Source organism: Neorhizobium vignae (assembly GCF_000732195.1).
Lineage (GTDB): Bacteria > Pseudomonadota > Alphaproteobacteria > Rhizobiales > Rhizobiaceae > Neorhizobium > Neorhizobium vignae.
On the sequence record NZ_JNNU01000006.1, the window covers coordinates 58,589 to 71,865 of the forward strand.

13 protein-coding genes are annotated in these 13,277 nt (G+C 62.8%); all 13 read left to right on the top strand.

Translation table 11 applies throughout. From position 1 onward, the window contains the following. The first annotated feature begins 10 nt into the window (after nucleotides 1–10). A complete protein-coding gene (locus GQ59_RS11490) occupies nucleotides 11–937 on the top strand; it encodes an ABC transporter permease (protein ID WP_037081271.1) in 927 nt (308 codons plus the stop codon). A gap of 12 nt (nucleotides 938–949) precedes the next feature. Beyond that, nucleotides 950–1,831 carry an ABC transporter permease gene (locus tag GQ59_RS11495; RefSeq protein ID WP_037081273.1) on the top strand — a complete coding sequence of 294 codons (882 nt, stop codon included), beginning with the start codon at nucleotides 950–952 and terminating at the stop codon, nucleotides 1,829–1,831. A 373-nt stretch (nucleotides 1,832–2,204) separates the two neighbouring features. Beyond that, nucleotides 2,205–2,858 carry a TerC family protein gene (locus tag GQ59_RS11500; RefSeq protein WP_037081275.1) on the top strand — a complete coding sequence of 218 codons (654 nt, stop codon included), beginning with the start codon at nucleotides 2,205–2,207 and terminating at the stop codon, nucleotides 2,856–2,858. A 280-nt stretch (nucleotides 2,859–3,138) separates the two neighbouring features. After that, nucleotides 3,139–4,095, top strand: a complete 957-nt coding sequence (locus GQ59_RS11505; protein WP_037081277.1) for a VOC family protein — start codon at nucleotides 3,139–3,141, stop codon at nucleotides 4,093–4,095. A 15-nt stretch (nucleotides 4,096–4,110) separates the two neighbouring features. Next, nucleotides 4,111–4,839 (top strand): PIG-L deacetylase family protein, encoded by a 729-nt coding sequence (locus GQ59_RS11510; protein WP_037081278.1) that lies wholly within the window; start codon nucleotides 4,111–4,113, stop codon nucleotides 4,837–4,839. Between the two features lie 16 nt (nucleotides 4,840–4,855). Beyond that, nucleotides 4,856–5,527 (top strand): 4-carboxy-4-hydroxy-2-oxoadipate aldolase/oxaloacetate decarboxylase, encoded by a 672-nt coding sequence (locus tag GQ59_RS11515; protein ID WP_037081279.1) that lies wholly within the window; start codon nucleotides 4,856–4,858, stop codon nucleotides 5,525–5,527. Nucleotides 5,528–5,581: 54 nt separating this feature from the next. Next, nucleotides 5,582–6,637, top strand: a complete 1,056-nt coding sequence (locus GQ59_RS11520; RefSeq protein ID WP_084683126.1) for a 4-oxalomesaconate tautomerase — start codon at nucleotides 5,582–5,584, stop codon at nucleotides 6,635–6,637. A gap of 15 nt (nucleotides 6,638–6,652) precedes the next feature. Further along, nucleotides 6,653–7,525 (top strand): NAD(P)-dependent oxidoreductase, encoded by an 873-nt coding sequence (locus GQ59_RS11525; RefSeq protein WP_037081280.1) that lies wholly within the window; start codon nucleotides 6,653–6,655, stop codon nucleotides 7,523–7,525. A 179-nt stretch (nucleotides 7,526–7,704) separates the two neighbouring features. Further along, a complete protein-coding gene (locus tag GQ59_RS11530) occupies nucleotides 7,705–8,439 on the top strand; it encodes a GntR family transcriptional regulator (RefSeq protein WP_432762579.1) in 735 nt (244 codons plus the stop codon). A 159-nt stretch (nucleotides 8,440–8,598) separates the two neighbouring features. Beyond that, nucleotides 8,599–10,011, top strand: a complete 1,413-nt coding sequence (gene ligM / locus GQ59_RS11535) for a vanillate/3-O-methylgallate O-demethylase (protein WP_037081282.1) — start codon at nucleotides 8,599–8,601, stop codon at nucleotides 10,009–10,011. Nucleotides 10,012–10,103: 92 nt separating this feature from the next. Then, nucleotides 10,104–11,027, top strand: a complete 924-nt coding sequence (locus GQ59_RS11540; RefSeq protein ID WP_037081283.1) for a methylenetetrahydrofolate reductase — start codon at nucleotides 10,104–10,106, stop codon at nucleotides 11,025–11,027. 81 nt (nucleotides 11,028–11,108) lie between these two features. Continuing rightward, the gene (locus GQ59_RS11545; RefSeq protein ID WP_051903918.1) at nucleotides 11,109–12,359 is read left to right on the top strand and encodes a LysR substrate-binding domain-containing protein; all 1,251 of its coding nucleotides are present in this window, start codon (nucleotides 11,109–11,111) and stop codon (nucleotides 12,357–12,359) included. A 94-nt stretch (nucleotides 12,360–12,453) separates the two neighbouring features. After that, entirely contained in the window at nucleotides 12,454–13,233 is a 780-nt protein-coding gene (locus tag GQ59_RS11550) for an IclR family transcriptional regulator (RefSeq protein ID WP_037081284.1), read from the top strand. The last annotated feature ends 44 nt before the right edge of the window (nucleotides 13,234–13,277 follow it).

Consider the following 13,277-nt stretch of genomic DNA (forward strand, 5'->3'; position numbering starts at 1 on the left):
GGAGTTCCTGATGATCCGCTTCATAGCCGTCCGAATCCTCAGGGCAATGATCACCATCTTTGCCGTCGTCACCTTCGCCTTCGTGGTGCTGCGCATGTCGGGCGACCCGGCGCAGGTCATGCTCGGCCCGGACGTGCCGCAGGAGGCCGTCGATGCGTTCCGTCGCTCCTGGGGGCTCGACCAGCCGCTCTGGATTCAATATCTCGCCTATATCAAATCGATCTTCAGCGGCGATTTCGGCGTATCGATGCGCGACAAGGCGTCGGCGCTCGATCTGGTTCTGCAGCGCGTGCCTGCGACGCTGCAGCTCACCCTGCCGGCGCTGCTCCTGAAGCTGGCATTGGGCATCCCGGCCGGCGTCTATGCGGCGCTGCATCGCCAGAGTTTTGCCGATCGCGGCGTGATTTTGCTCGCGGTCCTCGGCTTCACGATCCCGTCCTTCGTCATGGGTCTCCTGCTGGTGCTGATCTTTGCGGTCACCCTCGGCGTGCTGCCGTCCGGCGGGCAGGACACCTGGGTGCACGGCATCCTGCCGACGGTGACCATGAGCATCGGCGGCATCGGCATCCTCGCCCGCTTTTCGCGCAGCGCAATGATCGAGGTGATGGGCCAGCCCTATATCCGCACCGCCTCCGCCAAGGGCCTGAAATGGCATGACGTCGTCTGGAACCATGCGCTGCCGAACGCGGCCGTGCCGATCGTCACGATCGTCGGCTTCATGGTCGGCTCGCTGATCGCCGGTGCCGTGGTGGTCGAGTCGATCTTCTCCTGGCCGGGCATCGGCCGCCTGCTGATCGTATCGGTCAGCAACCGCGACCTTGCCGTCGTCCAATGCATCCTGCTGAACATCGCAGCCACCATGGTGGTTTCGAACCTCGTCGTCGATCTGCTCTACGGCTGGCTCGACCCCCGCCTTCGCTCCAACGCGGCGCATTGAGGACAAAGAGATATGGCTACGATCAATCTGTCGGAAACCTCTCGGACACCCGGCTGGTACGCGACCTTCATCACGCGTCTGCGCCGCAACGTGCCGTTCACCGTCGGTCTCGGCATTCTCTGGCTGGCGGCCGTGGTGGTGGTTGCGATCTTCGCCGACCAGATCCGCCCCTACGACATCACCGCCATGGACCTGTCGAGCCGCCTTTCCCGCCCGGGCGTTCTGAAGCATCTGCTCGGCACCGATGAACTCGGCCGCGACGTGCTTTCGCGCCTCCTCCAGTCGGTCCGGGTGTCGCTGATCATCGCCTTCGGCGCCACGATCCTTTCGGCGGTATTCGGCACGGCGCTCGGTTTCGCGGCTGCGCAGTTCCGGGGTGCGGTCGAACATCTCGTGCTGGTGCTCGCCGATTTCCAGGCGGCGCTGCCGTTCCTGATCATGTCGCTCGCCGTGCTCGCCTTCTTCGGCTCCTCGATGGTGCTGCTGGTCTGCCTCATGGGTTTCTACGGCTGGGAGCGTTATGCCCGCATTGCCCGCGGCCTGGCGATCTCGGCGAGCTCGCAAGGGTATGCGGCCTCCGTCGTGCAGCTAGGCGCGACGCCGGCACGGGTCTATTTCCATCATATCCTGCCGAACGTCGCCTCGATGCTGATCGTTTCGATGACGCTGACGTTTCCGGAAATCATCCTGATGGAAAGCGGCCTGTCGTTCCTCGGTCTCGGCGTCCAGCCGCCGGAGACGAGCCTTGGCAACATGGTCGGTTTCGGCCGCGAATACCTGACCCGGGCGCCTTGGATCATGCTCGCTCCGTCGGTCGTGATCATGCTGACCACCCTGTCGATCAGCATTGTCGGCGACTGGCTGCGCGACAAGCTCGACCCCACGCTTTCGTAATCTCGGTGTGGTCCGCTGCAAGCCAGGGGGCCACGTTCATCGATGCGGCTCTTGGCGCTGTGGACAGATTACAACAGATCGTCAACGATCCCAGGCGAAAACGGCCCAAAACCAGCTGTTTCATAAACTCGCCACTTGAGTTTCTGCGATCATGCCGCTAAATCTCACGCCACCAGGACCGGGCCCCTCTGACAGTTCATGCTTGAGCTGTGATGTCGGACTGGATTAGTCCAACTTGGGTGCCTGGTGTTCGTGGAAATCACGTGACGACAACGGTGGTGACCTACGACAGGCGGAAATGCAGGTCGTGAGCGTCTCAAGGTCGTCTCGGTCCACTCGCGGGCACTCCCGCCTTTGAGAGATTGGGTGCCAAATGATGGAATTCTTTACGCCGGAGGCATTGTCCGCCCTCCTGCAGGTTATCATGATCGACCTCGTGCTGGCCGGCGACAATGCGATCGTCATCGGCCTTGCCGCTGCCGGCCTGCCGAAGGAACAGCGGTCCAAAGCCATTCTGGTCGGTATCATCGCAGCGACCGTGCTGCGTATCGGTTTCGCGCTTGCCACCACCCAGCTCCTGCAGATCGTCGGCCTGCTGCTGGCTGGCGGTGTCCTGCTTCTCTGGGTCTGCTGGAAGATGTGGCGCGAATTGCGCACGCCCCATCAGCATGAGGACGAAGCCAACGAAGCGCTGCAGAATGCAGACCTCAATGCCGACGGTACGGTCGCGGGTGGTGCGCCGCGCAAGACTTTCTCCCAGGCCGCCTGGCAGATCGTCATTGCCGACGTCTCCATGTCGCTCGACAACGTACTCGCCGTTGCGGGTGCTGCTCATGAACATCCAGAAGTCCTGATCTTCGGCCTGGTCCTCTCGATCGCGCTGATGGGCATTGCTGCAAGCTTCATCGCCCGCCTGCTCAACAGGCATCGCTGGATTGCCTATGTCGGTCTTGCCGTCATCCTTTACGTGTCGCTCGAGATGATCTGGCGCGGCTATCACGAAATTGCGCCCTATATCGCCGGGTAATGTCTTCCGGCGCGGCGGTCCTACCGCCGCGCCGTTTTCTTTGGGCCTTTAGCGTCCCGTCTTCGCTCGCCATTCGCCGAGCAGCTTTTCCTGATCTCAACCAAAACTTATGCCGCGTCAGCAGAACCTATTCGTCAGGCTGCCGATCTGCTTTTATGTCTTCATGCCAAGCTGCGGCGCCCATGCGCCGGCCGTGTTGGAGTGGAGGACGCGGGCTCGATTTTTGGAGGAGAATGCGCCTGTCCGCCGGGCGCGATAGATCGACCATCTAGGAAAAGCCATGACCGAACCCTGTTATGATGTCGCCCATCTCGGCCACGTCGAGCTCTATTCAGACCGTTTCGACGAGTCGCTCGACTTTTTCACCCGTGTCTACGGGCTGACCGAAAGCGGCCGCGAAGGCGACAGCGTCTATCTGCGCGCCTTTGACGACTACGAGTTCCACACGCTGAAGCTCACCAGGCATCACACGACCGGTGTCGGTCATATCGCCTATCGCACGTCGTCCGCGGAAGCGCTGGAGCGTCGCGTCAAGGTGATCGAGGAAAAGGGCTGGGGCGTCGGCTGGACAGACGGGGACCTCGGCCACGGCCGGGCCTATCAGTTCAAGAGCCCCGATGGCCATCTGTTCGAGCTCTATTGGGACACCAGGGAATATGTGGCGCCGCCGGAAGAAAAGCCGGCGCTGAAGAACATCGCCCAGCGTTACCATGGCCGCGGCGCATGCCCGCGCCGCCTCGACCACGTCAATCTGCTCGCTGCCGATGTCAGCCTGATCCGCGAGTTCATGACCACGGCTCTGGGCAGCCGGGTTACCGAGATGATCCAGCTCGACAACGGCCGTCTCGGCGGCTGCTGGTTCACCATCAACAACAAGACCTATGACCTTGCCTGCTCCGAGGACCATACCGGTTCGCATGGCCGTTTCCACCACGTCACCTATGCCTGCGACCAGCGCGAGGACATCCTGCGCGCCGCCGACATCTTCCTGGAAAACGGCGTCCACATCGAATCCGGTCCGCACAAGCACGCGATCCAGGGCACGTTCTTCCTTTATGTCTGGGAGCCCGCCGGCAACCGCGTCGAGCTCGCCAATGCAGGCGCCCGCCTGATCCTGCGGCCGGACTGGAAGCCGGTGGTCTGGACCGAAGCGGACCGCAAGAAGGGCCAGGCCTGGGGCATGAAGACGATCGAAACCTTCCACACGCACGGCACGCCGCCGGTGGCACACAAGTAAGTCAAGAGGCATCCCATGGCAAAGACAGCATTGGTCATCAGCGCGCATTCGGCGGATTTCGTCTGGCGTTGCGGCGGCGCGATCGCGCTTCACGAGGAGAAGGGCTATGACGTCACCGTCGTCTGCCTGTCCTATGGCGAGCGCGGCGAAAGCGCCAAGCTCTGGAAGAACCCGGGCATGACGCTCGAAAAGGTGAAGACCGAGCGCCGCAGGGAAGCGGAAAACGCGGCAAAGGCACTCGATGTCACCGACATCCAGTTCTTCGACCTCGGCGACTATCCTCTGGTCGTCGATCAGGACGCCAAGTTCAAGCTGGTCGACGTGATCCGCAAGGTTCAGCCGGAATTCATGCTCTCCCACTCCAAGTGGGACCCCTACAATACCGACCACATGTATGCGACGCAGGTGGCAATCGAAGCCCGCATGATCGCCCAGGCCTGGGGCCACAATCCCGGCGAAAAGATCCTTGGCGCGCCGCAACTCTATCTGTTCGAGCCGCACCAGACCGAACAGATGGAATGGAAGCCGGACGTCTTCCTCGACATCTCGCCCGTCTGGGAAAAGAAGTGGGCGGCCATTCAGTGCATGGAAGGCCAGGAACACCTCTGGGACTTCTACAAGAACGTCGCCGAGAACCGTGGGAACCATTTCATGCGCAATTCCGGCGGCCAGGCCAGCGGACGCAAGTCCACCCATGCGGAAGGCTTCCAGTCGGTCTTCCCGCGCACTCTCGATGAACTTTGATGGGGGATGAGCTCTGATGTCGGTCGTCGTCCAGAATATCGAGCGCGCGGATCAGTCGGTCATCGACCGGCTGGCAGCCTGCGGCGTCGCAACCGTCCATGAAGCGCAGGGCCGCAAGGGCCTGCTCGCCAGCTACATGCGGCCGATCTATCCAGGCGCGCGCCTTGCTGCCAGCGCCGTCACCATTTCCGCCCCTCCGGGCGACAATTGGATGCTGCATGTGGCGATCGAGCAGCTGAAGGCCGGCGACATCCTGCTGCTCGCCCCGACCAGCCCCTGCGAAGACGGCTATTTCGGCGATCTGCTTGCCACCTCCGCCCAGGCGCGCGGCTGCAAGGGCCTGATCATCGATGCGGGCGTGCGCGACGTGGTCGATCTCACCGAGATGAAGTTTCCGGTCTGGTCGAAGGCGGTCTATGCGCAGGGTACCGTCAAGGAGACCCTCGGTTCCGTCAACATTCCGGTCGTCTGCGCCGGCGCCTATGTTCGCCCCGGCGACGTGATCGTTGCCGACGACGACGGTGTCTGCGTGGTTGCTCGCGAGGAAGCCGAAGCGGTTGCCAAGAAGGCGGAAGCCCGGGTTGCCGCCGAAGAGGGCAAGCGCAAGCGGCTCGCCGCCGGTGAACTCGGCCTCGATATCTACGACATGCGCGGCAAGCTCGCCGAAAAAGGCCTGAAGTATATCTAAAGCGGTGGAGGCCGCTTTCCCTTCTCCCCGCTGGGGAGAAGAAGGGAGATCGAGATGAATGAAACTGAAATCGGCATCCGCTGCATGTGGATGCGTGGCGGCACGTCCAAAGGCGGATATTTTCTAGCCGACGACCTGCCGGCCGACCGCGACAATTTTCTGCTGCGGGTGATGGGTTCGCCCGACCCCCGCCAGATCGACGGCATGGGCGGCGCCCATCCGCTCACCTCCAAGGTGGCGGTGGTCCGGAAGTCCGAGCGGGAAGGGGTCGATGTCGACTATCTCTTCCTGCAGGTCTTCGTCGATCAGCCGATCGTCACCGACGCGCAGAACTGCGGCAATATCCTTGCCGGCATCGGGCCTTTCGCGATCGAGCGCGGGCTGGTGCCGGTCAAGGGCGAAAAGACCGAAGTCTCGATCTTCATGGAAAACACCGGGCAGATCGCCATCGCGACGATCGAAACGCCCGGTGGCCAGGCGACCTACAAGGGCGAGGCCCGGATCGACGGCGTGCCGGGAACCTCCGCGCCGGTGCCGATCGTGTTTGCGGATACGGCCGGTTCCTCCTGCGGCGTGCTGCTGCCGACCGGAAACGCGGTCGATGTGATCGACGGCATCGCCTGCACGCTGATCGACAACGGCATGCCCTGCGTCGTCATGCGCGGCGACGTGCTTGGCATTACCGGCACCGCGAGCCCCAAGGATCTCGAAGCGAACCAGGAACTGCGCGCCAAGCTGGAGGCGATTCGGCTGAAGGCCGGGCCGATGATGAATCTCGGCGACGTCACCAAGAAATCCGTGCCGAAGATGACCATGGTCTCTGCACCGACGGCGGGTGGGGCGATCTCGACCCGCACCTTCATCCCGCATACGTGCCATGATGCGATCGGCGTGCTCGGCGCGGTCAGCGTTGCGACCGCCTGCCTTCTGCCGGAAGGTCCGGCTTCCGAACTGGCCGTCATCCCGGAAGGTGACGAGAAGCTGTTGTCGATCGAGCATCCGACCGGCGAGATGAGCGTCATCGCCACCATGAAGGATGGCGAAGTCCATCGTGCGGCGGTGTTGCGCACGGCGCGCAAGCTTTTCGACGGCGTTGTTTTCGGCGACTGAAAGTAGGACACGGGCATGAGGATCGCATTTCTGGGTTTTGGCGAAGCTGCACGTGCCTTCCATGACAGCCTGGCGCCCAAGCTTAAGAACGGCGAATTCCGTGCCTATGATCTGCTGCTCGGCGATGCCGAAAAGGCGGGGGAAATGCAGACGGCGATGACAAGCCGTGGCGTCAGGCCGGAAGCGTCGCCTGCGGGTCTTGCCGATGCCGAGTGGATCTTCAGCGCGGTCACGGCCGACCAGAGCCTGATTGCCGCGCAGTCGATCGTGTCGCATCTCGGCCAGGGCGCACTGCTGATCGACATCAATTCGGTCTCCCCCGGCCGCAAGCGCGAGACTGCCGCGCTGATCAACGAGACGGGCGCCGACTATCTCGACATGGCCGTCATGGCCCCGGTCCATCCGAAGGGCCATGCGACGCCGGTTCTGATTGCCGGCAAGAGCGCCGCCGAGCTTCTGGAGCGTTTTCAAAGCCTGGGCTTCAGCGCGGAAGTTGCTGGTGAGGCGGTCGGTTCAGCGACGGCCATCAAGATGGTACGGTCCGTTTTCGTCAAAGGCCTGGAAGCGATTACCGTCGAGGCGCTGCTCGCGGCAGAGGCCTCGGGCTGCTTCGAGGAAATTTTAACCTCGCTCTCCCAGAGCTTTCCGGGTCTCGATTGGTCGAAATTCCCGGATTACCAGTTCGAGCGCACGACCCGGCACGGCCGTCGCCGGGCCGCCGAGATGCGCGAAAGCGGTGTCACGCTCGATGCGCTGGGGCTGAACGGCGGTCTTGCCCGCGAGATTGCCACCATCCAGGACGAGATGGCGGCAAGCGGCGTGAAGCCGACCGACGATCTCAGGGACACAGTTGCCCGGGTTCTTTCGGCGCGGCGTCAAGGCAAATAAGCTCGCCTCTTCAGCGCGTTGCCGTGTATACGCGGCATGTTTTTTCCGCTCGAACCCGCACCGTCATCCACAGCCCAAATCCCTGTATACATGAGGCTTGGCCAATCCATCAGATATGGCTAAGATTTGTGATCGACAGGCGGAGGTTGCGCCGGCTTGTCTCAGGCAAAGGTGCGGATTTGGAAGAGACCTCGAGAACGACCCACACGATGCGTGCGCTGATGGAGCTGCGCAAGAAAATCCTCAGCGGTGACTATCCCGGCGGCACCCGGCTCTTCGAAGTCTCGCTGGCCGAGACGCTGCAGATTTCCCGGACGCCGGTCCGCGAGGTGATGTCCCGTCTGGCGGAAGAGGGGTTGCTCGACCGGCTGGCGAATGGCGGTTTCGTGGTCCGCAGCTTCACCTATGCGGATGCCGTCGATGCGATCGAGTTGCGCGGCGTGCTGGAAGGGACCGCGGCGCGGCTTGCCGCCGAACGCGGCGTCTCCCAGGCCGGATTGGATCAGCTTCGGGAAATCCAGGCCCGGCTCGACGATTGTTTCGGCGAAGCCGCGGACGATGTGGATCTGGAAGCCTATTCCGAAGCGAATGCCAAGTTTCATACCGTGCTGGTCGAACTTTCCGGCAGCACGGTGATCCAGCGGGAGGTCGAGCGCGCGACACGGCTGCCGTTCGCGTCGCCGTCGGCTTTCCTGTCAGGCCGGGCCCATGTGGCGGCCTTCCGTCAGTCGCTGCATATCGCGCAGGAGCAGCATCGCACTTTGGTGTCGGCGATCGCCGGGCGCGAGGGCGCGCGGGCGGAATTCATTGCCCGCGAACATGCCCGCATCGCCCGCAAGAACCTCGAATACGCCGTGTTCGAGGATCCGGAACTGATGCTGACCGTGCCCGGCCTGGTGCTCCTCAACTCTTGAGACACGTCTGCCTTCCGCAGTTTTGATGCGCGGAGGCCTTCGGTTTACTATCCGGAGGCGTTCGTCAGCCTGCCGAATATTTCCCCTTGAATTTGTCTTCCGATGCCGTCATGTATACATGACATCGCAAGCCACAGACAAACCATAGGGAGGAATTCCGTGACTCAGGCCAATCTCACTCAAGTTTTGAAGGATGCGGGCAACACTGTCGAGCATCTGCGCAACTCCAAGACCGGCATCTATGTATACCCGGTCGTGGCTCCGGAATTCTCCAACTGGCGTTCGGAACAGGCAGCATGGCGTGAAGGCGCGGTTCTCTTCGACCAGTCGCATCACATGGACGAACTGGTCGTCGAAGGCCCGGACGCTGCCAAGTTCCTGGAAAGCCTGTCGATCAACAGCTTTGCCAATTTCGGCGTCGACCGCGCCAAGCACTATGTTCCGGTCACGCCTGCCGGCCATGTCATCGGCGACATGATCATCTTCCGCGAAACGGAAGAAAAGTTCGTCCTCGTCGGCCGTGCGCCGACCGCCAACTGGCTGCTCTATAACGCCTCGCTCGGCAAGCATAACGTCAAGCTGACCCACGATCCGCGTTCGCCTTCGCGTCCGGACGGCAAGCTCGTCACCCGCATCCACTACCGTTTCCAGATCCAGGGTCCGGATGCGCCGAAGGTCTTCGAAAAGATGAACGGCGGCCCGATCCCGGAAATCAAGTTCTTCCACGTCGACTGGATCAATGTCGGCGGCCGCAAGGTCCAGGCCCTGCGTCATGGCATGGCCGGCGCTCCGGGTCTCGAAATCTGGGGTCCCTATGCGGAGAAGGACGAAGTCCGTGCCGCCATCATCAAGGCCGCTGAAGAAGCAGGCGTCGATCTGCGCCCGGTCGGCAGCCGCGCCTACGCCACCAACACCCTGGAATCCGGCTGGATCCCGTCGCCGCTTCCGGCGATCTACACTGGCGACGAACTGCAGGCCTATCGCGATTGGCTTTCCGCCCAGAGTTACGAAGCTTCGGGCTCGATCGGCGGCAGCTACGTTTCCGACAATATCGAAGACTACTACCTGAACCCCTACGAGCTGGGTTACGGCGTCTACGTCAAGTTCGACCACGACTTCGTCGGCCGCGCCGCCGTCGAAAAGCAGAAGGCAACCCCGCAGCGCCGCAAGGTTACCTTCGAGTGGAATTCCGACGACGTGGTCAAGGTCATCGCTTCGGCCTTCCAGCCGGGCGAGCAGGCCGCCAAGTGGATCGACTTCCCGCTCTCCAACTACGCTTCGTCGAGCTTCGACAAGGTGTTGAAGGACGGCAAGGTTGTCGGCCTGTCGATGTTCAACGGCTATAGCTACAACGAGCGGTCCATGCTGTCGCTCGGCGTCGTCGATGCCGACATCAAGGAAAACGACATCCTGACGCTCATCTGGGGCGAGCCGGATGGCGGCACTTCCAAGACCTCCGTCGAGCAGGGCCACAAGCAGGCCGAGATCCGCGTTCGTGTCGCGGCCGTGCCCTACGCTCAGGAAGCGCGTGAAAATTACGCCGAAAGCTGGCGCACAAAGAAGGCCCTCTAATCGATGGGCGTGCGAGAACGGGTTGTTCTCGCACGCCGCTCCGTCCGTCTGACCGGACATTTTTCATTGGCTAAACGGGGGGAGGATCAACAATGGCACTTTTGAATCTTTTCAGGGGTAAGCAGGAAGAGAAGTCCGTGGAGCCGGCCAGCTTCAGGGACCTTATCGACGGCTATTCCATCGAAGTCATGCCGCGCACGGCGGCCAAGATCGAAGATTTCAAGGCCCTGCTGCCGAAGGGTACGCGGGTCTATATCGCCCATATCGACGGGACTCCTATCGAGGACATGGTGCACACCGCAAGGCGCCTGCACGAAGACGGCTTCCCGGTCATGCCGCATTTCCCCTCCCGCATCATTGCAAGCCATGCGATCCTGGAGGACTGGATCAAGCGCTACAGAAACGAGGCGGGCGTGGACCAGGCGCTGCTGCTCGGCGGCGGCGTCTCGACGCCGGCCGGCGATTTCGACAGTTCCATCCAGCTGATCGAGACCGGCCTGTTCGACCGCTACGGCTTCAAGCGGCTGCATGTCGCCGGCCACCCGGAAGGCAACAAGGACATCGACAAGGATGGCGGTTACAGGATCGTCGACGAGGCGTTGAAGTTCAAGCAGGCCTATTCCGAGCGCACCGATGCGGACATGGCGATCGCCACGCAGTTCGCCTTCGATGCCAAGCCGGTCATCGCCTGGGCCGAGCGTATCGCTGCAGCCGGGGTCAAGTTGCCGATCCATCTCGGGATTGCCGGGCCGACCAAGCTGCAGACACTCATCAAGTTCGCCATCGCCTGCGGCGTCGGCCCCTCGCTCGGCGTGCTGCAGAAGCGCGCGATGGACCTCAGCAAGCTCCTGGTTCCCTACGAGCCGACGGAAGTGCTGACCGAGATCGCCGACTACAAGGCTTCCCATCCGGAAAGCCTGATCCAGCAGATCCATGTCTTCCCGCTCGGCGGCATCCGTGCCAGCGCGGAATGGATGAACGAACAGCTGACCGGCGAGCGCAACGTCGCACCGTGAATTAACCGAGGCGGGGCAAGTGCCGGACTTGCACCGTTTCGACCCGCTGCCGGGAGGAGAAAGGCAGGGGAGGACAGGCACGTGGACTACCCCAATCTGCGCCATATCCGTCTTTTCTGCGCCTGCCTGCGCACCGGCTCGCTGACGCGGGCGGCCGATATCGTCGGCGTGACCCAGCCGGCGGCCTCGCAGGCGATTTCGCGCCTCGAAGACCGCTTCGGAACGCGGCTTCTCGAGCGCGGGCCGGGGCATGCGATGGCGACGCCGGCAGGCCGGGTCGTCCAGGCCCGGTCGCTCAGGGCGCTCGATCTTATCCGGACCGGCTGCCAGAAGCTCCAGGCGGATTCGGGTTCGCGCGGCTCCGGTGCCGATGCAAGGCTGACCATCTCCCACCTGCGCGCCCTGCAGGCCTTTGCCCAGACCGGAGGGTTTCCGGGTGCCGCGCGTATCCTCGAGCAATCGGGTGCCGCGGTTCAGCGCACGGCCCGCAACGCGGAGGCAATCCTCGGCACAAGCCTTTTTGAGGCCGATGGCCGCGCGACGCGGTTCACCGGCGCCGGTCGCGCCGTTGCCCGCTGGGCCGGCCTTTCGCTGAAGGAGCTCGGCAACGCCACCGAGGAAGTGCAGGAGCTGCGCGGCAAGTTCGACGGCCTGGTATCGATCGGCGCGCTGCCTATGGCGCGCACCACCATCGTGCCCGATGCCATTGCCTCGCTGGCCCTCACCCATCCGCTGGCGCGGTTCGAGATTCTCGAAGGCAGCTACGAGCAGCTCCTCAGCGATCTGGAAATGGGACATATCGATTTTCTGATCGGCGCGCTGCGCAGCCGCCTGACGCCGACACTGAGCGAAGAACCGCTTTTCGATTTTCGGCTGGCGGTTATCGCGGGTGCCGGTCATCCGCTTTCGGGCAAGACGGATGTCTCGCTTGCCGAACTTGCCTCCTATCCATGGGTGGTGGCGCGCAAGGGGACGCCCAACCGCAGCACGTTCGATGCCCTGGCGGCGAAGTTTCCCGATGGACCGCCGATGCAGGGGACCGTCGAGACGGGCTCGCTGACGGCTCTGCGGGGTATCCTGATGCAGACGGATCGGCTGGCGCTGCTCTCCCGCCATCAGCTCCGGCACGAGTTGAAGGCCGGGTTCCTCGCGCTTCTGAACTACGAAGTGCCCGGAAAGCCGCTGTCGATCGGCATCACCACCCGCCGCAACTGGCAGCCGACGGCTCTCCAGGCGGAATATCTGGCGGCGATCCGGCGCGTGGTCGCGACGGAGGAGGCAGTCAGCGCGCCTGGCGGCAGCCGCCTGCCTTCGCTGAAGGCCGCCGAGTAGCACCACTTGCCATTGCAGTTTTCGCAGTTATCGTTATTGCCGCGTATGTCCGGCCGGTCGATGTCGCGCGCCGTCAGGAAAGAGCGGGAGCATCTTGAGAAAAAAGGCCGTCAACAGTCTCGAACGCCTTCAGGCGGTCCTTGAGGTTTTCACCGAGGACCGTCTGGAATGGACCCCGGAAGAGCTGATGGAGGAGCTGGGCTATAGCCGGCCGACGCTCTATCGCTATCTGAAGATCCTGAAGGACAGCGGGTTCCTCACCTCCATGCCGAATACCGGCTTCACGCTGGGGCCGAGGGTGGTGGAGATGGATTACCTGTTGCGGAAATCCGACAATCTCATCCTTTCCGGCGCCCCCTATCTCCAGAAACTCACGGGGCGATACGAGTGCACGGCCCTTCTGGTGCGCTGGTACGGCGAAAAGATTCTCTGCGTCGATTCGATCAGTTCCAGCCGCGAGGCGATCAGCAGCTATCCGCGCGGGCGACCGATGCCGCTCAGCCGCGGCGCGATCGGCCGCTCCATCGTCGCCTTCCTGCCGCGCCGCAATCTGGTGCCGCTGATCAATCGCACGCTCGACGACTGGCAGGCGGCAGGCGCCGGCGATACCGTCGACGCAGTCCTCGACGGGCTGAAGTCGGTGCGCAAGAAGGGTTATGCTGTGGCCCATGGCGAGGTGACACCCGGTGTCGTCGGTTTCGCGGCGCCGATCTTCGATGCAGGCCAGAGCCCCATCGCCAGCTTTTCCGTAACGATCGCTCAAGAGCACGCCCCTGGCCCCGCTTTAGAGGATATCGGGCGGGAAGTCCTGCTTGCAGCCGGTGAGATCACCGCCGCGCTGGCCTCCCATCGACACAGGGTTTCTGGACGATAATCTCATAATACAAGAAAATGTGTTGACTTTCGGCGACTGCCTTC

Excerpts from the sequence above, each read along its gene's own strand:
- GQ59_RS11515 (WP_037081279.1), top strand. The coding sequence starts at position 4,856 with ATGTCGGTCGTCGTCCAGAATATCGAGCGCGCGGATCAGTCGGTCATC.
- GQ59_RS11520 (WP_084683126.1), top strand. The coding sequence starts at position 5,582 with ATGAATGAAACTGAAATCGGCATCCGCTGCATGTGGATGCGTGGCGGC.
- GQ59_RS11540 (WP_037081283.1), top strand. The coding sequence starts at position 10,104 with ATGGCACTTTTGAATCTTTTCAGGGGTAAGCAGGAAGAGAAGTCCGTG.
- GQ59_RS11525 (WP_037081280.1), top strand. The coding sequence starts at position 6,653 with ATGAGGATCGCATTTCTGGGTTTTGGCGAAGCTGCACGTGCCTTCCAT.
- GQ59_RS11505 (WP_037081277.1), top strand. The coding sequence starts at position 3,139 with ATGACCGAACCCTGTTATGATGTCGCCCATCTCGGCCACGTCGAGCTC.
- GQ59_RS11490 (WP_037081271.1), top strand. The coding sequence starts at position 11 with ATGATCCGCTTCATAGCCGTCCGAATCCTCAGGGCAATGATCACCATC.
- GQ59_RS11500 (WP_037081275.1), top strand. The coding sequence starts at position 2,205 with ATGATGGAATTCTTTACGCCGGAGGCATTGTCCGCCCTCCTGCAGGTT.
- GQ59_RS11510 (WP_037081278.1), top strand. The coding sequence starts at position 4,111 with ATGGCAAAGACAGCATTGGTCATCAGCGCGCATTCGGCGGATTTCGTC.
- GQ59_RS11495 (WP_037081273.1), top strand. The coding sequence starts at position 950 with ATGGCTACGATCAATCTGTCGGAAACCTCTCGGACACCCGGCTGGTAC.